Origin of the sequence: Pseudomonas sp. lyk4-R2A-8, from assembly GCF_030209095.1 — a bacterium.
Lineage (GTDB): Bacteria > Pseudomonadota > Gammaproteobacteria > Pseudomonadales > Pseudomonadaceae > Aquipseudomonas > Aquipseudomonas quebecensis.
Window position 1 is genome coordinate 240,846 of sequence record NZ_JARVSS010000004.1, and the last position, 20,405, is coordinate 261,250.

Annotated in this window: 16 protein-coding genes; 7 read left to right on the forward strand and 9 right to left on the reverse strand. The window is 61.5% G+C overall.

What is annotated here, in order from left to right; all coding sequences use genetic code 11:
• The first annotated feature begins 365 nt into the window (after positions 1 to 365).
• From QRN10_RS05475 to QRN10_RS05485, 3 genes are read left to right on the forward strand one after another with little or no spacing between them, the layout of a single operon-like run.
• Positions 366 to 2,291, forward strand: a complete 1,926-nt coding sequence (locus tag QRN10_RS05475) for an IucA/IucC family protein (protein WP_285427970.1) — start codon at positions 366 to 368, stop codon at positions 2,289 to 2,291.
• Positions 2,281 to 3,507, forward strand: coding sequence for an MFS transporter (locus QRN10_RS05480; RefSeq protein WP_285427971.1), 1,227 nt, complete (start codon positions 2,281 to 2,283; stop codon positions 3,505 to 3,507). The genes QRN10_RS05475 and QRN10_RS05480 overlap by 11 nt, the downstream gene beginning before the upstream one ends.
• Positions 3,504 to 5,624, forward strand: a complete 2,121-nt coding sequence (locus QRN10_RS05485; RefSeq protein WP_285427972.1) for a TonB-dependent receptor — start codon at positions 3,504 to 3,506, stop codon at positions 5,622 to 5,624. The genes QRN10_RS05480 and QRN10_RS05485 overlap by 4 nt, the downstream gene beginning before the upstream one ends.
• 87 nt (positions 5,625 to 5,711) lie before the next feature.
• Here the strand turns inward: QRN10_RS05485 and QRN10_RS05490 are convergent, their stop codons facing one another.
• The 7 genes from QRN10_RS05490 to QRN10_RS05520 all read right to left on the reverse strand — a co-directional run bounded on the left by QRN10_RS05490 (position 5,712) and on the right by QRN10_RS05520 (position 13,457).
• Positions 5,712 to 6,257, reverse strand: coding sequence for a DUF2058 domain-containing protein (locus QRN10_RS05490; protein WP_034114768.1), 546 nt, complete (start codon positions 6,255 to 6,257; stop codon positions 5,712 to 5,714).
• A gap of 25 nt (positions 6,258 to 6,282) precedes the next feature.
• Positions 6,283 to 7,116 carry a nucleoside triphosphate pyrophosphohydrolase gene (gene mazG / locus QRN10_RS05495; protein WP_181076174.1) on the reverse strand — a complete coding sequence of 278 codons (834 nt, stop codon included), beginning with the start codon at positions 7,114 to 7,116 and terminating at the stop codon, positions 6,283 to 6,285.
• Positions 7,117 to 7,124: 8 nt separating this feature from the next.
• Positions 7,125 to 9,371, reverse strand: coding sequence for a GTP diphosphokinase (gene relA / locus QRN10_RS05500; protein ID WP_181075962.1), 2,247 nt, complete (start codon positions 9,369 to 9,371; stop codon positions 7,125 to 7,127).
• Between the two features lie 139 nt (positions 9,372 to 9,510).
• On the reverse strand, positions 9,511 to 10,863 hold the full coding sequence (gene rlmD, locus QRN10_RS05505; protein ID WP_285427974.1) for a 23S rRNA (uracil(1939)-C(5))-methyltransferase RlmD: 1,353 nt from the start codon (positions 10,861 to 10,863) through the stop codon (positions 9,511 to 9,513).
• Positions 10,863 to 11,765 (reverse strand): cysteine synthase CysM, encoded by a 903-nt coding sequence (gene cysM / locus QRN10_RS05510; protein WP_181075966.1) that lies wholly within the window; start codon positions 11,763 to 11,765, stop codon positions 10,863 to 10,865. The genes rlmD and cysM overlap by 1 nt, the downstream gene beginning before the upstream one ends.
• Positions 11,766 to 11,950: 185 nt before the next feature.
• The gene (locus tag QRN10_RS05515; protein WP_285427975.1) at positions 11,951 to 12,556 is read right to left on the reverse strand and encodes a tRNA-uridine aminocarboxypropyltransferase; all 606 of its coding nucleotides are present in this window, start codon (positions 12,554 to 12,556) and stop codon (positions 11,951 to 11,953) included.
• A gap of 7 nt (positions 12,557 to 12,563) precedes the next feature.
• Positions 12,564 to 13,457, reverse strand: a complete 894-nt coding sequence (locus QRN10_RS05520; RefSeq protein ID WP_253508810.1) for a LysR family transcriptional regulator — start codon at positions 13,455 to 13,457, stop codon at positions 12,564 to 12,566.
• 148 nt (positions 13,458 to 13,605) lie between these two features.
• On the opposite strand from QRN10_RS05520, the gene speB reads away from it, so the two are divergent.
• From speB to QRN10_RS05540, 4 genes are read left to right on the forward strand one after another with little or no spacing between them, the layout of a single operon-like run.
• Positions 13,606 to 14,556, forward strand: a complete 951-nt coding sequence (gene speB / locus QRN10_RS05525; RefSeq protein WP_181075972.1) for an agmatinase — start codon at positions 13,606 to 13,608, stop codon at positions 14,554 to 14,556.
• Positions 14,556 to 14,978 (forward strand): nuclear transport factor 2 family protein, encoded by a 423-nt coding sequence (locus QRN10_RS05530; RefSeq protein WP_253508811.1) that lies wholly within the window; start codon positions 14,556 to 14,558, stop codon positions 14,976 to 14,978. Before speB ends, QRN10_RS05530 begins: the two co-directional genes overlap by 1 nt.
• A gap of 21 nt (positions 14,979 to 14,999) precedes the next feature.
• The gene (locus QRN10_RS05535; RefSeq protein ID WP_285427978.1) at positions 15,000 to 16,496 is read left to right on the forward strand and encodes a purine-cytosine permease family protein; all 1,497 of its coding nucleotides are present in this window, start codon (positions 15,000 to 15,002) and stop codon (positions 16,494 to 16,496) included.
• Between the two features lie 25 nt (positions 16,497 to 16,521).
• Entirely contained in the window at positions 16,522 to 17,904 is a 1,383-nt protein-coding gene (locus QRN10_RS05540; RefSeq protein ID WP_181075978.1) for a sodium:solute symporter family protein, read from the forward strand.
• 50 nt (positions 17,905 to 17,954) lie between these two features.
• On the opposite strand, the gene QRN10_RS05545 is transcribed toward QRN10_RS05540, so the two are convergent.
• Positions 17,955 to 20,057, reverse strand: coding sequence for an FAD-dependent oxidoreductase (locus tag QRN10_RS05545; RefSeq protein ID WP_253508813.1), 2,103 nt, complete (start codon positions 20,055 to 20,057; stop codon positions 17,955 to 17,957).
• Positions 20,058 to 20,277: 220 nt separating this feature from the next.
• The gene (locus tag QRN10_RS05550) at positions 20,278 to 20,400 is read right to left on the reverse strand and encodes a PA1414 family protein (protein WP_017737772.1); all 123 of its coding nucleotides are present in this window, start codon (positions 20,398 to 20,400) and stop codon (positions 20,278 to 20,280) included.
• Positions 20,401 to 20,405: the final 5 nt, after the last annotated feature.

Consider the following 20,405-nt stretch of genomic DNA (forward strand, 5'->3'; position numbering starts at 1 on the left):
TGAAAGTGCGCAGGCGCTGCGTCCACGACACGGAGCACCTGCGAAACAAAACCCCGCCTTCGAGCGGGGTTTTGCGTGGTCAAGACGGTACTTTTTAATCACCGTATAAAACCAGACACGTCTTACAAAAATTGCATCTACGTACTACGGGCTGCGTTAAAAAACCTGAACAGGCCCATTCCAGAGCCTCCCAAGCCCGCCTCCCCGCCTCCAAAGCGACACAGTTGCCTTGAGACACCCCGCCCCAGCCAAGCGCGAATAAACGTGGGCGTCTATTCGAGTAACAAAAAATAGACATTTGATAATGGTTCTCGATACTATCGCGCCGCCTTCGACTCAGTACCCAGGATAAGGAATTCGACTTGATGTACGGAAACAGCATGACGCCTGAATCGTCCCTGCTCGCACGGTGGAGCGAAGCACTGGCCACCTCGACCTTCCAGGCGAATCACATCACCCTCGAAGACCTTGCCGGCACCTTGCAACCCGCCGCTGAACGTAGCTTTCAACGGCTGCTCCAGGCACTGTTCCGCGAAGCGCTGCTGGCTCCCGACACCTGTACTTACGACGGTCATGGCCATTGCTGGCTGGTGTTGCCGGACCAGTCGCGCCTGTGCTTCGAGCATCTGCGTCCAGGCCGTATGGCCAGCTGGGACCTGCGCGGGCGCGTCGTGCATGTGCGCGAGGGTCAGCCGGCGCTCAAACTGCAATTCCCCTCGCAATTGCTGACGCTGCTCAACAGTACGCTTCAAACCCCTGCCGCGCCGGATGTACTGAATCGTCTGAACACTGAAATTGACGACAGCTTCGTGAACGACACGCTGTGCCTGGCCTTTCACGCGCATTGGACGCTGAAGCTTCAGGCCGCCATGCCACCTGCCCACGCGGGCAACCTGCTCAGCTATCTCAAGCAGCATCCACAGGTCGCCAACCCGACCTGCGTGTTGGAGCAATGGGGCACGCTGGGCCATCCCTGGCACCCCAACTACAAAACTAAACTGGGCTTGAGCACCGAGCAGGTGATCGCGTTCTCGCCGGAGTTCGAAGCGCGCTTCCCGGTGTTGCTGTGCGCCTTGCACCGTCAATACGCACACGTTGAAACGCTGGCCGGTTCTGCGGATTACTGGCCGTGGTGGCAACAGCATTTTCCCCAGGCCGCCCGGGAATTGGCCGACGTGCTGACCGCGCAAGGCCTTGCACCCGCGGACTATCTGCCGCTGCCCGCTCACCCCTGGCAGGCTCGCCAGGAGTTGCCACAGCTGTTCGCCAATGAGATCAGCGACCGGCTGCTGGTGCTCACCGAGATTGTCGCGTTTACAGCCCACCCCACCATGTCTTTTCGCACCGTATTGCCGGACGGCCGCTGCGATGCACCGATGGTCAAGCTGCCAGTCTCGCTGCGCCTGACCAGCGTGCAGCGTACCGTTTCACCACGTTCGGCGCGTATGGGGCCGCGTATCAGCGAGCTATTGTTGAGCATTCTTTCCCGTGAGCCGGGTATCTCCAAGCGGCTCAGCATCGTACCGGAGCGAATCGGCGTGCACTTCAAGCCGCAACCGGCCAATTACGAACATTCCCGTCACCTCGCCGTGCTGTACCGCGATAACCCGCTGAGCCAGCTGCAATCGGGGGAAATGGCTGTGCCGGTCGGCAGCCTGTTCGCCCTCGACCAGCACGGCGAACCGCTGCTGCGACACTGGGTACGCCTGAGCCAGGGCCGGGACGATGCCCAAGGCATGCGCGCGTTTTTCCGTGATTACGCCGCGATCACGGTGCCGGCGCTGTTGGGCATGTACCTGCGCTACGGCGTCGCATTCGAGGCCCATCAGCAGAATTCCTTTATGGTCATGAGCGACGACGGGCAACTGAGCCGCCTGTTGCTGCGCGACTTCGGCGATATCCGTATCGACCGCAAGACCTTGCATGGCCAGGGTCTGGACATTGAGCTGCACGACCCGAAAATGACCTTGTACGACGACGCCAGCTTCGTACGCGACAAGTTGCTGCACACGGTTTTCATGTGTCATTTGGGCGAGCTGGTCCTGCTCAGCGCGCGTCATTTCGAAATGCCCGAGGCGCAGCTGTGGGATGAACTGTCAGCCCAGGTCAGCCAGTGTTTCGACGCGCTGCGCGACCAGGTCGAGCCCCAACGCTGGCGGACCGAACGCGCAGCACTGCTGGAGCAGGCATGGCCGGCCAAGTCGTTTATGCGCATGCGCCTGTTGGAAAGCCACGCCGATATTGTCGGGCGGCTGCCCAATCCGCTGAGTGCCGCCGCCAATGGGCTCTGACCGTACGGCGTTGCGGTTGCTGGTGATGATTCAGTTGGTGTCGATGGGCGCCATGGAAATGAGCGGGCCTTTCTGGCCGTTGCAAATCCAGAAACTGCTCGGCGTTGCCGATGCTCATTACACTGGGCTGCTGTCATCTCTGGTGTACGCCGGGCCGATGATGGCGGCGATGCTCCTGACACCGATGTGGGGCCGTCTGGGTGACCGCACCGGTCACAAGCCGATGATCCTGCGCGCGCTGCTGGCGCTGGCGGTGTGCCAGGCGCTGGCAGCGATCGCACAGGATCCTTGGTTGCTGGTGGCAATCAGGGTCGTGCAAGGCGCGTTGGCGGGCTTTATCGCAGCGGCCCAGGCCTACGCCCTGGCGTGCTGCGGCGACGGCGGACGCGGGCACATCCTAGCGCGGCTGCAATCGGCGACCGCCGTGGGTTCGCTGGCAGGCCCGGTATTGGGCGGCTGGCTGATGGACGTCTCGGGGTTCGCCCTGCTGTGCTACAGCGCCACTGCGGTCTGCCTGCTCTGCGCAGCGCTAAGCCTGTGGCTGCCCAGCGATGCACCGCGCGCACGACCGGCGCGCAACGCGACCCGCGCCGCGCTGCCCAAGGGCTGGCTCGGCGCGATGCTTGGCATCATCGTGTTGATCCAGGCGGCCAAAATGATGCCGCAGCCGTTCTATGCGCTGTACGTGGCCGATGTGCTGCACGCGCCGGCGTGGTTGATTGGCGCCAGCTATGCCGCCAGCGCGCTCACCCTGGCGCTTTCCGCGCCGCTGTGGGGTCGCCTGTTCGACCGGCACCCACCGGCGCATACGCTGCGCATCATCGAATGGGTCACGTGGGCCTGTGCCCTGACGCTGGCATTCACCGCCATGGCCAGCGAGTGGCTGGGGTTCCTCGCCAGCCGGCTGCTGTGGGGCGTATGGCAAGGCGCATTGCTGCCTGTCGCTTATACGTTAATCGCCAGCACCGTGCCCCCCAGCCAGCAAGGGTTTGCCCTTGGGCTGGGTAATAGCGCCGCCAAGGCCGGCGCGCTGTGTGGCGCGCTGATCGGTGGTATCGGCATGGGGATGGTGGGCCTGGCGCACAGCTTCTGGCTGGTCGCGCTCACCTATGCCGTGGCGGCCGTGGGCATCCGGGGGATCCGCGGGCTGGCGCGCGCGCCTGAGCCGTCCGATTTTTCTGTCAATACTTCTAATAACTCAAAGGCAAGGTCATGAATAAACCACACTTGGCACTTCTACTGCCCTTCCTCGGCTCACTCAGCAATGCTGCCTGGGCCGATACCGCGGAGCAAACCCAGGCAGCTCCCACTAACCTGCAGTTGCAGGCAACCGTGGTCTCGGCCACGCGCAATGAAACCAGCATCGCGGCGATCCCGGGCTCGGTGCAGGTCATCGACGAAGCGCAGATCCGTCAGCAAACGGGCGCCGGGCGCCGGGTCGCGGACATCCTCGGGCAGTTGGTGCCGGGCATCGCCCCTTCCAGCGGCGGAATGAGTAACTTCGGCCAGACACTGCGCGGGCGCAATACACTGATCCTGATCGACGGCGTGTCCCAGAACGCCACGCGCGACAACTTCCGCCAGCTCAACAGCGTGGCGCCGGAGAGCATCGAGCGTATCGAAGTAATTTCCGGCGCCAGCAGTGTCTACGGTGCGGGGGCCTCCGGCGGCATCATCAACATCATCACCAAGCGCAACAAAGGTGAGGACCTGGCGTTCAGCAGCAAAATCGGCATGACCTCCGGCAACAATTTCAACCATAAAGGCTTTGCCTACGAGGCATTCCAGAGCGCCACCGGCCGCCAGGGCCCGGCGGACTGGTATTTGTCCGCCAATACCGTGCAACGCAACGACCAGTTCGACGGCAACGGCAAGCGCATCCCCCAGGACACGTCCCAGGGCAGCAACATGGACACCGACACCTACGACCTGCAAGGCCGTTTCGGCTACGAGTTGGATGACGATAAAAAGATCAGCCTGTCGCTGCAGGACTACAAGGACGAACAGGATACCCGCTACACCAAGAACCCACGCATCACCAGCACTGCTGTTGCGGTCAAAGGCCTGGACCTGGACGACCAGCCGTCCACCCACAACCAGGCCGTCAACCTCAACTACACCGACCGGGACTTCTACGGTCAGGGCCTGCAGGTGGAAAGTTACTGGCGCCGCGCCGACGCGCTGTTCTTCCCGGACCTGTCTCGAGGCCGCGCCGGGGTATCGGACAATAACAGCGTGCAGGACGTGTACGGCCTACGCGCCGCCATCGACACGCAAATGCCGGACATCGGCCCCGCCACCGGCAACCTGGTGTGGGGCGCGGATTACGATCACGAGACATCCCGCCAACGCGGTGACCAGTACCGGGTCAATGGCCTGACCTACACCAAGACCGGCACTACCTTCGAGTTGGGCCCGGACATCCAGACCACTACCAAAGCCATCTTCGGGCAGCTGTCCTACGACATTGATGACTGGACCCTACGCGGTGGTGTGCGCCGCGAATGGATCGAAAGCGATGTGGACGACAGCATCGCCTACGGCGAAATCGTGCAGACCGGCAATCGCGCGACACTGCCGGGGGGCACCCTCAAGTATGACGACACCCTCTACAACCTGGGCGCGGTGTACCACCTGAGCGAAAACCAGGATGTGTTCGTCAATTTCAGCCAGGGGTTTTCCCTGCCGGATATCCAGCGTTTCCTGCGTGACGTGAGCAGTCGATACGATATCCAGAACCTCAACGCCCAGGCGCTGAAAGTCGACAGCTACGAGCTGGGCTGGCGTGGCAATTGGGACAAATGGCTGGCCAATGTCACCGTGTATGAAAACACCTCGGACGTCACACAGTTCTACGACGCCAACGACCGTGTGCTGCGCCTGGTCAGCCAGAAAGAGCGCGTGCGCGGTATCGAAACCAGCCTGACGTATAACGTTACCGATGAGTGGTCAGTCGGCGGAACCTACGCCTACGCCAAGGGCGAGACGCGCCAGAATGGCCAATGGATTGACCTTCCGGCCACGCGCATCGCGCCAGCCAAGACTACCGCCTTTATCGGCTATGACCGCGGCGACTACAGCCTGCGCCTGCAAGGTATGCGCCTGGCCGACTACGACGTCGCGTTCAAGGACAATAACGGTCGCGATATCAAGGGCTACACATTGGCCGATCTGCTGGGATCGGTGCGGTTGCCGGTGGGGCGCCTCGAAGGCGCGGTCTACAACCTGACTAATCGCAACTACCAGAACATGTTTGCCCAGGCGAATGCGCGCGCGCCCTATCCGAACGCAGAGGGGCGCACGTTCAGCTTGAGTTACGCCGTGGATTGGTGAGGGAAACTCCCCTTGTAAAAGCGCTTCAAGAAGAAAAACAAACCCCGCCATTGAGCGGGGTTTGTTGTTTGCAGCGGGACGCGCCGCTTACCACATCAGGTCGTCAGGGATCTGGTAAGCCGCGTATGGATCATCCTCGTCCGGCACCTGGCTCTCGGTGAGGATATTGAGCTGCACGATGCGCTCGGGTGCGCGTTCCTGAATCTTCAGCGCGGCTTCACGCGGGATCACTTCGTAACCGCCGCCGTGGTGCACGATCGCCAGGGAGCCGTTACTCAGTTTATTGCGCATCAGCGTGTTGACCGACAGGCGCTTGACCTTCTTGTCATCCACGAAGTTGTAGTAATCCTCGGTGGTCAACTTGGGCAGGCGCGAGGTTTCGATCAGTTGCTTGACCTGGGCCGCGCGGGCCTTGGCTTCGGCTTTTTCCTGCTGCTGACGGTTCAGTTCCTGGTCGCGCTTGACCTTTTCCGCCTTGGCTTCAAGGGCCAGGCGCGCCTGGGTGTCGTCGGCTTCGGCCTGGCCTTTGTGGACCAGGCGTTGCTGCTTCTGTTTCTCTTTGCCGACCTGTTTGGCCTGCTTTTGGTTGACCAGACCTGCTTTAAGCAACTGGTCGCGAAGGGAAAGGCTCATGGTGCTTACTCACTTAGGCAACTGCTCAACCGCAGCTGGACACGTTCTTTTCCTGACGTTTGGCTTCGCCCCACAGGGCGTCCAACTCTTCGAGGGTGCAATCTTCCATGGGACGCCGGGTCTCGCGCAATGCCTGTTCGATAAATCGGAAACGTCGTTCGAACTTGGCGTTGGCGCCACGCAGCGCGGTTTCGGGGTCGACCTTGAGGTGACGGGCCAGGTTGACCGCCGCGAACAGCAGGTCGCCGACTTCATCGGCAATGGCCGCCGGGTCGTTATCGGCCATGGCTTCGAGGACTTCATCCAACTCTTCGCGCACGTTGTCGACCACCGGCAAGGCGGACGGCCAGTCGAACCCGACCTGGCTGGCGCGCTTCTGCAACTTGGCGGCACGGGACAGGGACGGCAAGGCGTTGGGCACGTCATCGAGCAGCGACAACTGCTGCGGTGCGTCGGACTTTTCCGCACGCTCCTCGGCCTTGATCTGCTCCCAACGCTCCTTGACCTGGTCTTCGCTGAGTCGCGGAACGTCCAGCGGCGCATACAGGTCGCCGCTCGGGAACACATGGGGATGACGCCGAATCAGCTTGCGCGTGATGCTGTCGACCACCCCGGCAAATTCAAAGCGCCCCTCTTCCCGCGCCAGCTGGCTGTAGTACACGACCTGGAACAGTAGATCGCCGAGCTCGCCCTGCAGGTGATCGAAGTCGCCACGCTCGATGGCATCGGCCACTTCGTAGGCTTCTTCGAGGGTATGCGGGACGATGCTCGCGTAGGTTTGTTTGATATCCCACGGGCACCCGTATTGCGGGTCCCGCAGGCGATTCATCAAGTGCAGCAGGTCTTCGAGGCTGTACATCGGGTTACTCATGATGGCGTGCGATTACGCCGCGTCTCGATGATGTTCGGCAACTGGGAAATCCGCCCCAGCAACCGCCCCAGCGCATCCAGCCCGGGAATCTCGATGGTCAGGGACATCAGCGCGGTGTTGTCCTCTTTATTCGAGCGGGTGTTGACCGCCAGCACGTTGATCCGCTCGTTGAGCAGCACCTGCGAGACGTCGCGCAGCAAGCCCGAACGGTCGTAGGCGCGGATCACGATGTCCACCGGATAAGTGAGCACCGGCACCGGCCCCCAACTGACCTGGATGATGCGTTCCGGCTCGCGCCCGCCCAACTGCAGCACCGAGGCGCAGTCCTGGCGGTGAATGCTCACGCCACGGCCCTGAGTGATATAGCCGACGATGGCATCGCCCGGCAGCGGTTGGCAGCAGCCGGCCATCTGCGTCATCAGGTTGCCCACCCCCTGGATCTGGATATCGCCGCGCTTGCCAGGCTTGTAGCCGGTGGCTTTGCGTGGGATCAGCTCCAGTTGTTCGTTGCCGCGTTCCGGCTCGACCAACTGCTGGGCCAGGTTGACCAGCTGCGCCAGGCGCAGGTCGCCAGCACCGAGGGCGGCGAACATGTCTTCGGCGATCTTCATGTTGGCCTTTTCGGCCAGCTTGTCGAAGTCCACCTGGGGCAGGCCCAGGCGCGCCAGTTCGCGTTCGAGCAGGGTCTTGCCGGCAGCGACGTTCTGGTCGCGGGCCTGCAGTTTGAACCAGTGGACAATCTTGGCCCGCGCCCGCGACGTGGTGATGTAGCCCAGGTTCGGGTTCAGCCAGTCGCGGCTCGGCGTACCGTGCTTGCTGGTGATGATCTCGACCTGTTCACCGGTCTGCAGGCTGTAGTTGAGCGGCACGATGCGCCCGTTGATCTTGGCGCCCCGGCAGTTGTGGCCGATTTCGGTGTGCACCCGGTAGGCGAAGTCCAGCGGCGTGGCGCCCTTGGGCAAGTCGATGGCATGGCCGTCCGGGGTGAAGATGTAGACCCGGTCCGGTTCGATATCCACCCGCAGCTGTTCGGCCAGGCCGCCGATGTCGCCGAGTTCTTCGTGCCATTCCAGCACTTGGCGCAGCCAGGAGATTTTCTCTTCGTACTGGTTGGAGCCGGCCTTGACGTCGGTGCCCTTGTAGCGCCAGTGCGCGCACACCCCCAGCTCTGCCTCTTCGTGCATGGCGTGGGTGCGGATCTGCACTTCCAGCACCTTGCCCTCGGGGCCGATCACCGCGGTGTGCAGCGAGCGGTAGCCGTTTTCCTTGGGGTTGGCGATGTAGTCGTCGAACTCTTTGGGAATGTGCCGCCACAGCGTGTGGACGATGCCCAGCGCGGTGTAGCAGTCGCGCATTTCCGGCACCAGCACGCGCACCGCGCGCACGTCGTAGATCTGGCTGAAAGCCAGGCCCTTGCGCTGCATTTTGCGCCAGATGGAATAGATGTGCTTGGCGCGACCGCTGATGTCGGCATCGACGCCCGTGGCCTGCAGTTCGGCGCGCAGTTGGCTCATCACGTCACTGATAAAGCGCTCACGGTCCAGGCGCCGCTCATGCAGGAGCGTGGCGATCTGTTTGTATTGATCGGGTTCGAGGTAGCGGAAGGACAGGTCCTCCAACTCCCATTTGATATGGCCGATACCCAGGCGGTGCGCCAGGGGCGCGTAGATATCGAAGACCTCGCGGGCGACGCGATTGCGCTTTTCGTCGTCGGCGGTCTTGACCGCACGGATCGCACAGGTGCGTTCGGCCAGTTTGATCAGGGCCACGCGCACGTCGTCGACCATCGCCACCAGCATCTTGCGCAGGTTCTCGACCTGGCCCTGGGTGCCCAGCACCATCGACTGGCGCGGACTGAGGCTGGCGCTGATGGCGGCCATGCGCAGCACGCCGTCGATCAGCTTGGCCACCACCGCGCCGAAGCGCTGGCTGACCGTGGGCAATGGAATATGCCCTTCACGCACGCCGCGATAGAGCACGGCGGCGATCAGCGAATCCTGGTCCAGCTTGAGATCGGCGAGGATCTCGGCGATCTCAAGGCCGGTGCGAAAACTTGAAGTGCCTTCGGCCCACAGATTCTTCGCCGCGTTGTCCTGTTGTTCAGACTCACGGGCGAACTCGCAGGCGGCCTTCAAGGCTTCACGGTCCAATGCCGGATCGACACTGACCGCATGATCCAGCCATGCCTCGAGATTGATACTGCCGTCAGTGTTGATCGGCTGGTGTGCTCTCACCTGTACCATCTTGCTTACCTTCCCTACGACGCACCTTCGATGCGTCAAAAATCATCGCCGACCGGCTTTATCGCTAAAGCTCATCCTGCAGATTCCCTGGCGGATCATGGCCCTGGAGAATGCAGGCCAGTCGGATTAAACGGGCATCCTAGCCCGCCTCAAATAACGCCATGGCCTCGACATGCGCTGTCTGCGGAAACATGTCGAGGATCCCGGCACGTTTTAGCCGGTAGCCTTGCTTGACCAACTCAACCGTATCCCGCGCCAGCGTCGCCGGGTTACAGGACACATACACCAGACGCTTGGCCCCCAGGGTGGCGAGCTTGCGCACGACCTCCTGGGCACCGTCGCGAGGTGGGTCCAAGAGTACCGCAGAAAAGCCCTGTTTGGCCCATTCCGCGTCAGTCAAAGGCTGGGACAAATCGGCCTGAAAAAACCGCGCATTATGCAAATTGTTACTGACGGCATTGAGCGCCGCCCGGTCCACCATGGTCTGCACGCCTTCTACCGCCACCACTTCGCGCACTTGGCGCGCCAGTGGCAAGGCAAAGTTGCCCAGACCGCAAAACAGATCCAGCACCCGCTCGTCGGGTTGCGGCGCCAGCCACTCCAGCGCCTGGGCCACCATCGCGTCATTGACCGCCGCATTGACCTGGACAAAATCCCCCGGCCGATACGCCAGGTCCAGACCCCACGCCTCCAGGCGAAAGCCCAGGGCCGTATCGGGGTCCACCGGTGCCGGTGGCCCCTCGCCGTGCAGCCATAATTGAGCGTCATGGAACGCGCAGAACTCTTTCAACACCAGCAGGTCCGCTTCGCACAGCGGTGCCATATGCCGCAGTAACACAGCAATGGACGACCCACTGAACAACTCCACATGCCCCAGGGCTTGAGGTTTGCTCAAGCGACGCAGCATGTTCGGCAAGCGCTGCATGATCGGCTGCAAAGCCTGTACCAGTACCGGGCATTCATCGATGGCGACAATGTCCTGGCTGGCCACGGCGCGAAAACCCACTTCAAGGGTCTTGGCCTTGGCATCCCAGCGCACGGCCACGCGGGCCCGGCGACGGTAGCCGAATTCGGCGCCGCTCAACGGCTCCGCCCATTCCTGGGGTTCGACGCCGGCCACGCGGGTCAGCTGCTCGGCGAGCATGCGCTGTTTCAGGGCCAGTTGGTCGTCATGGGCCAGGTGCTGCACGCTGCAGCCACCGCAGCGGCCGAAGTGAGCGCAAGGGGCCGGACGACGCCGTTCACTGGCCGTGAATACCCGTTCGGTACGGGCCTCGACCACTTTGCCGTGGGCACCCAACACCCGCGCCTCAACCTCTTCACCGGCCAGCGCACCATTGACGAACCAGGTGCGGCCTTCGAAAAACACGATGCCGCGTCCGTCGTTGGCCAGGCGCTCGATGGTCAGGCGTTGTTTCTTGCCCACCGGAATCTGCGGCGCTCGGCTACCGCCCGTCGGTTGGAAGCGCAGGCCTCTTTCATGCTTGGCCATCAGTTGGGTTCGTCGAAAATGCCGGTCGACAGGTAACGGTCGCCGCGGTCACAGATGATCGCGACGATCACCGCGTTTTCCAGTTCTTTCGACAGACGCAACATGCCGGCCACGGCACCGCCGGAGGACACGCCGCAGAAGATGCCTTCTTCACGCGCCAGGCGACGAGTGGTGTCTTCGGCTTCGCGCTGGGCCATGTCGATGATGCGATCGACCCGCGAGGCGTTGTAGATCTTCGGCAGATACGCTTCGGGCCAGCGGCGAATGCCGGGGATGGCCGCACCTTCCATCGGCTGCAGGCCGACGATCTGAATCGCCGGGTTCTGCTCCTTGAGGTAACGCGAGTTGCCCATGATGGTGCCGGTGGTGCCCATGGAACTGACGAAATGGGTGATGGTGCCTTGGGTCTGGCGCCAGATTTCCGGGCCGGTGCTGGCGTAGTGCGCCTCGGGGTTGTCCCCATTGGCGAACTGGTCGAGCACCAGGCCGCGGCCTTCGGCGGCCATACGCTCGGCGAGGTCGCGAGCGCCTTCCATGCCGTCTTCCTGGGTGACCAGCACCAACTGGGCGCCATAGGCGGTCATCGCCGCCTTGCGCTCGGCACTGCCGTTGTCGGGCATGATCAGGATCATCTTGTAACCCTTGATCGCGGCGGCCATGGCCAGGGCGATGCCGGTGTTACCCGAGGTGGCTTCAATCAGGGTATCGCCCGGCTTGATCTGCCCGCGCAGCTCGGCGCGGGTGATCATGGACAGCGCCGGGCGGTCTTTTACCGAGCCGGCCGGGTTGTTCCCTTCGAGCTTGAGCAACAGGGTATTGCTGGTTTCACCCGCCATGCGTTGCAAGCGGACCAGAGGTGTATTGCCGACGCAATCGGCGATTGTTGGGTACTGCAAGGTCATGGCGTATTCGCAATCCAGACTGCGGGGCGGACATCATACCGGGAAAGGCTGGCGGGCCATATCACGCAAAGTGTGGTGCTTATGGCTTATGGGAATAAGCGAGGGAAATGGGCAGCTGTGAGGGCCTTATCGGGGGCGAGCCCCCACCCACATGCGAGCGCATTTCATGCTGCATCGCCCCCCGCCTACTCCCAATGCCCGCCGCCATGATTTTTCTGGAAAACCTCCTCCCCCATCGCCGCAATCTGCCCATCGATCAACGCTTCAAAAGGTTTGAGCAGCGGCTCGAAAGAAGTGGGTGCCTCCAGCACCTGCAACGCCTGCGCAATTGCTTCAACCGTCGACAAGGCTCCCGGCCCGGGTGCCTTGCGCAGCCGATAGCGCGACACACCGCCCTCGGCCAGCGACACCCGTGGCAACGCCGCCAACAACGGATTCAGGTGCAGCAATTTACGTGCTTTTCGCCAGGTGCCGTCGGGGACCACCAGCAACAGCGGCTGATCGACAGGCCCATAGGCTTGCAGCGGCTGGGCATCGTCAGCGGGAAACAATAACCGTGCCTGATAGCCGGGTGGATTCAGCAAGGTCTGCAGATCGTCGAATACCTCGCCCACCACCAGCTGCGCATTGTTCAGGCCCAACGCAGCCAGGCGTGCGGTATTGAGCGCATGGTTGACCTCGCTCGGGTGCTGCAAAACAAGCACACGTGTGCGGCTGTCGAGGCTGGGGATCAGTGCGCACAAGCAATGCGCAGCGGGCCTGAGGCAACGGGAACATTGGGGTCTGGGCATGGCGGTATCAGGCCTGATTGAGCTGGGCTTTAAGTAAATCGCGGAAAGTCTGAATCAGCGGTTCGCGGCTGCGGCCCCGGCGCATGATCATCGAAAACGGTGCCTGATAACCAAAGGTGGCCGGCAACAACACCCGCAGATCGCCTTTGTCGGCCCAGGCCTGGGCGTAGTGTTCAGGCAGGTAACCGATATAGGCGCCGGACAGCACCAGGATCAATTGCGCTTCCATACTTTCCACCGTGGCGGCGCTGTGCTTGAAGCCGTGGCGCGCCAGTTCCGCCTGGCTCCAGTAACCACGACCGACCATGCGCTGTTGAGTGATCACCTGTTCAGGGATGCGCCGCTCGCTGAACAACGGATGCCGCGAGCTGCAATACAGCCAATGCTGTTCGCGGTACAGCGGCATATACATCAGCCCACTCATGCGGTTGGAGAAGGCGCCGATGGCCAGGTCGAGGCGGTTGTCCTGCACGCCCAGCTGCAGTTCGTAGGGGCTCATGACCGACAGGTGCAGGTGCACCGCCGGATGCTCCTGGCTGTAGGCACCGATGACCTCGGCAAAAGGCAGGGCGTTGTCGCTGACCGTGGAATCCAGCACACCGAGCTTGAGCGTCCCGCGCAGCTCACCCTTGAGCGCGGCGGCGTATTGCTCGAAGCCTTCCAGTTCGCCGAGCAGGCGCAAGGTTTCCTGGTGGAACAGCTCGCCCTTGCTGGTCAGGCTGAACCCGCCCCGCCCGCGATGGCACAGCACCAGGCCCAGCGCGCTTTCCAACTGACTCATATAGGTGCTGATGGCCGAGGTGGACAGGTTGAGTTCGTGCTGGGCGTTGGCGAACCCCTGGTGCCGCACGACACTGACGAAGATGCGCAGGAGTTTCAGATCGGGCAAGGCGTTGGCCATGGTCGGCTCCGGGGGTCGAGAGCAGCAGTCTACCCGCCCCTTTAGTTTAGAAAAACCTGAACTAAGTATTTGCCTCAGCCGATTCTTCCCTCTCCAGGCTTTTCGCAGAATCGGCCCCCAACAACCAAAACAACGATGAGGCACTCCCGTGGACAAGATTTTTCACCAACCACTGGGCGGCAACGAAATGCCGCGCTTTGCCGGCATCGCCACCATGATGCGCCTGCCCCACCTGCAAACGGCCCAGGGCCTGGACGCCGCGTTTATCGGCGTGCCCCTGGACATCGGCACTTCACTGCGCGCCGGCACCCGCTTCGGGCCACGCGAGATTCGCGCCGAATCGGTGATGATCCGCCCTTACAATATGGCCACCGGCGCCGCACCGTTCGACTCGCTGTCGGTGGCGGACATCGGCGACGTGGCGATCAACACCTTCAACCTGCTCGACGCGGTGCGCATCATTGAAGAGGCGTATCACCAGATCCTCGAACACGACGTGATCCCCCTGACCCTGGGCGGCGACCACACCATCACCCTGCCGATCCTGCGGGCGATCCACAAGAAATACGGCAAGGTCGGGCTGGTGCACATCGACGCCCACGCCGACGTCAACGACCATATGTTCGGCGAGAAAATCGCCCACGGCACCACGTTCCGCCGCGCCGTGGAAGAGGGCCTGCTCGATTGCGACCGCGTGGTGCAGATCGGCCTGCGTGCTCAGGGCTATACCGCCGAGGACTTCAACTGGAGCCGCAAACAGGGCTTTCGCGTGGTCCAGGCCGAAGAATGCTGGCACCACTCCCTTGCGCCGCTGATGGCCGAAGTGCGGGAAAAAGTCGGCGGTGGCCCGGTCTACCTGAGCTTCGATATCGATGGCATCGACCCGGCCTGGGCGCCCGGCACCGGCACGCCGGAAATCGGCGGCCTGACCACCATCCAGGCGATCGAAATCATCCGCGGCTGCCAGGGGCTTGACCTGGTGGGTTGCGACTTGGTGGAAGTGTCGCCGCCCTACGACACCACCGGCAACACCTCGCTGCTGGGTGCGAATCTGCTGTACGAAATGCTCTGTGTACTGCCCGGCGTGGCGCACCGCTGATGAGCACGCAGGAGGTGCTGCAAGCGGCCGCCGACCTGGTGGCAGCCTTCGCCCGCAATGACCGCGCCGCTTACTTCGGCGCGTTCACGGCCGATGCCAGCTTTGTGTTCCACACCCTCACCCAGCCGCTGCTGAGTCGCGACGCCTACCAGTCGTTGTGGGACAGCTGGCGCAGGGACGATGGATTCGAGGTGCTGTCCTGCACGTCGAGTAACGCCCACGTCAGCCTGCACGGGGATGTGGCGATTTTCATGCATGACGTGGCCACCGCGTTGCGCATGCACGGGGAGCAATGCTTCAGCCAGGAACGCGAGACCATTGTGTTTATTCGACAAGGGTCTGGCACACAACAAGAACAAGGCCTGTGGCTGGCCTGTCACGAACATTTGTCCGCTATGCCGGAAGGGCTGCCGCCCCCTTAGCCAATGTGATCGGAGCTGATCATGAATAATAAAAACAACCAAAAAAGTATTCGCACCATAGAAACCAACGGGGTCGAACAGATCCCGGACCACGAGCGTACCGCCAGCCCCAAGGATCTGTTCCGACTGATCTTCGGCGGTGCCAATACCTTTGCCACCGCCGTGCTGGGCTCCTTCCCGGTACTGTTCGGCCTGTCGTTCCAGGCCGGCGTGTGGGCGATTGTGCTCGGCGTGCTGGTGGGCGCGCTGATCCTGGCGCCCATGGGCCTGTTCGGGCCGATCAATGGCACCAACAACGCCGTATCGTCCGGCGCGCATTTTGGCGTGCATGGGCGCATTGTCGGCTCGTTTCTCTCGCTGCTGACGGCGATTGCCTTCTTCTCCTTGTCGGTGTGGAGTTCGGGTGACGCACTCGTAGGCGGCGCGAAACGTCTGATCGGCCTGCCGGAAACCGACCTGACACTGGGCCTGGCCTACGGCCTGTTCGCCTTGCTGGTGCTGACGGTGTGCATCTACGGCTTTCGCTTCATGCTGTGGGTCAACCGCATCGCCGTGTGGGCCGCGAGCCTGCTGTTCCTGCTGGGCATCTTCGCCTTCGCACCGGCCTTCGACAGCCACTTCGCCGGCAGCGTGGCCCTCGGCCAGAGCGGTTTCTGGGCGGCCTTTATCGGCGCCGCGCTGGTGGCCATGAGCAACCCGATTTCCTTCGGTGCGTTCCTGGGCGACTGGTCGCGCTACATTCCGCGCCAGACGCCGAAACTGCGCATCATGCTGGCGGTGATTGCGGCGCAGATCGCCACGCTGATCCCGTTCCTGTTCGGGCTGGCCACCGCGACCATCGTGGCAGTCAAGGCACCGGACTACATCGCGGCCAACAACTATGTCGGCGGTCTGCTGGCGGTGGCGCCGACGTGGTTCTTCCTGCCGGTGTGCCTGATCGCAGTGATCGGCGGCATGTCCACCGGCACCACCTCGCTGTATGGCACCGGGTTGGATATGTCCAGTGTGTTCCCGCGTTTGCTCTCTCGGGTCAAGGCGACGTTGCTGATTGGGGTGATGTCGATTGCCTTCATCTTTATCGGACGTTTCGCCGCCAATCTGGTGCAGAGCGTGTCCACCTTCGCCGTGCTGATCATCACCTGCACCACGCCGTGGATGGTGATGATGATCATCGGCCTGATCGTGCGCCGCGGCTTCTACTGCCCGGATGACCTGCAGGTGTTCACCCGTGGCGAGACCGGCGGGCGCTATTGGTTCAGCCATGGCTGGAACTGGCGCGGACTGGGGGCATGGATCCCGAGCGCGCTGGTGGGCCTGTGCTTCGTCAACCTGCCGGGGCAGTTCGTCGGCCCGCTGGGCAACCTGGCCGATGGCATCGACATCAGCCTGCCGGTGACCCTGGGGCTGGCCTCGGTGGTGTACCTGACGCTGCTGCGGATGTTCCCGGAGCCGGCCTCGGTTTATGGACCGACCGAGTCGGCCAGGGCTTTGGCCACAACCCGCGCGCAAACCGCCTGAAAAAAACAATCGGAGACTCGCCGTCATGGCTTTGGATTTATTCGTCGTACTCATCTACGCCGCCGGCATGCTCGTGCTCGGCTATTACGGCATGCGTCGCGCCAAGACCCACGAAGACTATCTGGTGGCCGGCCGCAACCTGGGCCCGTCGCTGTACATGGGCACCATGGCCGCCACGGTGCTGGGCGGCGCGTCCACCGTCGGCACGGTGCGCCTGGGCTATGTGCATGGCATCTCCGGCTTTTGGCTGTGCGCTGCGCTGGGCATGGGGATCATCGCGCTGAACCTGTTCCTGGCCAAGCCGCTGCTCAAGCTGAAGATCTTCACCGTGACCCAGGTGCTGGAAAAACGCTACAACCCCATGGCACGCCAGGCCAGCGCGGTGATCATGCTGGCGTATGCGCTGATGATCGGCGTGACGTCGATCCTGGCCATCGGCACCGTGCTGCAAGTGCTGTTCGGCCTGCCGTTCTGGGTCTCGGTGCTGCTGGGCGGTGGCGTCGTGGTGGTGTATTCGACCATCGGCGGCATGTGGTCGCTGACCCTCACCGACATCGTGCAGTTCGTGATCAAGACCGTAGGCCTGATGTTTATTCTGCTGCCGATCTGCCTGTATCGCGTCGGTGGCTGGGACGAACTGGTGGCCAAGCTGCCGGCGTCGAGTTTCAGCTTCACCGCGATAGGCTGGGACACGATCATTACCTACTTCATGATCTACTTTTTCGGCATCCTGATTGGCCAGGACATCTGGCAACGCGTCTTCACCGCCCGCGATGAAAAGGTCGCGCAGTACGCCGGGACCTTCGCCGGCTTCTATTGCGTGCTCTACGGGCTGGCCTGTGCGCTGATCGGCATGGCGGCCCATGTGCTGATCCCGGACCTGGACAACGTCAACAACGCCTTCGCCGCCATTGTGAAACTGTCGCTGCCGGACGGCATTCGCGGCCTGGTGATCGCTGCGGCCCTGGCGGCCATGATGTCCACCGCCAGCGCCGGCCTGCTGGCAGCGTCCACGGTATTGACCGAAGACCTGCTGCCCCGACTGCGTGGCGGTAAACAATCGAGCCTGAGCATCAACCGTCTGTTCACCCTACTGACCGGCACCGCAGTGCTGGGCATTGCGCTGGTGGTCAATGACGTCATCAGCGCCCTGACCCTGGCCTACAACCTGCTGGTGGGCGGTATGCTGATCCCGTTGATGGGGGCGATCTTCTGGAAGCGCGCCACCACGTCCGGTGCCATTGCTTCCATGACCCTGGGCTTTGTGACGGCGCTGGTGTTCATGTTCAAGGACGGGCTGGATGCAAACACGCCGATCTACTACAGCCTGGCAGTGGGCTTGGTGAGTTTCGTGGCGGTGAGCCTGCTGTCGCGCAAACCACAAGGTGTGGCTGCGCGCGCGGTGTGAGGCGCGGGAATTTCTTCAACGGGTGCGACGTCGGAGGTCGCACCCGTTTTTTAGTGGGCGTTCATGGCCAAGACCATAGGCGCTTTGGCCTGGATAATTTCCTGCACCAGAGCGGCCCACAGCAACCCCTGTGTGGTGCCTGCGGCATAGGTTCCGCCGGCGGCGATGCGGTTGTGGGCGCAGTAGTACACGATGGATAAACCATCCTGGGTGCCCGGCCTGGCACATTCGATAACGTGCAAGTCACCGGTCTCAACAGCCATTCGATAAGACGTCGGAAAGTGTCTAGAAACGGCTGCCAGACAGGCGGCGAGTATTTGCTCTTTGTATTCCGGTGATGAGCCCGGCGGAACCTGCCCACCGGAGATCAAAATGCAATCTTCGTCCAGGCGGCAATTCATGACGCCGATGGGCAGTTCATACTGCAACTTAAGCCCACGTATACTTGCACCTTCATTAGCCATCGCGCGCAGTTTGAAAAACCAGCCGATGATTGGGAGCACTGCTTGTTCCTCTATCCCCATGGCAGTGACAACAATGTGCTCTCTACTGAGCTGGGCAATTTCGACCGCACTCAGGTGCCGGGACCTGAACTGTACCCCGGCACGCCGCAAAAGTACCTCTATCTCAGCCATCAGCTGGATAAACTCCAGATCGTACCCCGATACTTCAACCGCCTGATCGACCCCAGGAACTCCAAACTCTGCGCTGAATGTTTGCTGAGTAAGCGCTTTCAGTTCAGATCCCGGCTTACCACTCGGCCAAGGTCTATTTTCAATATCGCGTTGCTCGCCAATCGCTGCGTCGACGTCGCTGATATTATCGGTATAGGCTCTTACGATCTTTGATCGCGTGAAGGGCGCCAATGACGGATTGTCGACAAGTAGCTTCTCAAACAACTCGATACCAGCGCGATTGCACTCAACAGTCAAATATTGATTTATGGGAAATAAGTAGTCGTTGTGCAGTGGTTTTGCCATGGTCTCTGTTGCTGACATATGGCGCATGTTCACGAGCTTATGACTGGCACCATCGTTCTGTGAGTTTCCGCCATATACCACCACACGATAATTTGCCAGACGCAACATTACGGCTTGAAGCAGGCCATTGATACCTCGCCCGATAATAGATACCTGCGGCGCACCGGCATTTGCTGGCTGAGAAGGAATCGTCAGTGGCTGTGTAAGCTTACGCCTTACAAGCCCACGTAAAGCCGTCAAGCTCAATTGAACACTGACCGCGTAATCCAAGTCGCAATTGCAGTTTTCGGTTGTAGCCGCATGTGTAGTGAGCATCGGCGGTCTGCGCCAAGTTGCAATGGCGCAGTCGAGCTCCTTTGCGCGAATCCGAAACGCCTCCAGCGTCGCAGGGCCATAGTCCAGAATAAGCTGGACATCGTCAGTTACCGCCAACGCGCGCAAAGCCTCACTACTGAACACATCTGGCTTGGCGACGCAGATCAAGCGAGCATCACTGTGTAGACACTGTATAAGCGTCTGATCAATACGATGAGCAGACTCTTCATTCAGCGATAAGCAGATAGCTACAGCATGGGCCCCCTTCATTGCCTCATGCCAATCATCAAAAAATGAAACTCTATTATCGAGTTGAGCGCTCCCTCTATTGTTCAGGATTCGACTTTTTCGTTCCAAAACCCTGATCCGAGCGTCCGAATCTTGTTTCAACAGCAATTTAACCAGCTCTTTACCGACGTTTCCGTATCCGAGCACACAAATATCCAGGGGCATCGTATCGTTAGAAAGCGTCAGCCAGTGCGCCACATACGCCGCCACATGCGGCGCGTTCACGCCTGGGGTATTGATCACCCGGATATGGTTCGCTTCGCACAGGTCCAGCCGTACTTTATCCAGGCTGGTGCCTCTACGAATCAGACAAAGGTCGCCAAACGGGTGAGCGACGCGCCATCGCTCAATGAGGTCGGCATCGATGACTTGGTCCGCGACAATCAATGTGGACGGGCGCAACAGGGCGATCTGCAACAGCAGCGTTTGTTGGGGGATGGTTGGGGGAAGAAACACGACATTGCCGGGAGCCTCGGCCCGCCAGCGTCTCGACACCGGAGCGATGTGTAAGACTGTGTCTAGGGTGGCGATCAGTGAGGCGACGACGGGCGGCACACAAGAGAGGGTCATGTCCTCATCTCCAGCAGGTTCAAGTAGGCGCTGGAGAATTTTCTACGCTGATTTTTCGAATTAACTAAGCCAGCCGATTCTGACAAATAAGTAGTCTGATTCCGACGCTTGAAGACGAAAGTCTGACAGGCAGGGAAGCATAAGTATCTTATTGGCGAGGGAGCTTGCCACAGCAAGCCCTCTCCCGCGGTGGGGTCCTCAGTGTCCTATCAACCGCGGATTACCGGCGACGTGGGCGACGCTGTTCATCATCCGTACGAATCGGCACCGGTTGCAGCGGCGGCTCGATCAGGCCCAGCGCGACGCCGAGGTCATGGAGCCAGGTTTGAATTTTCTCTTTCATAGTGG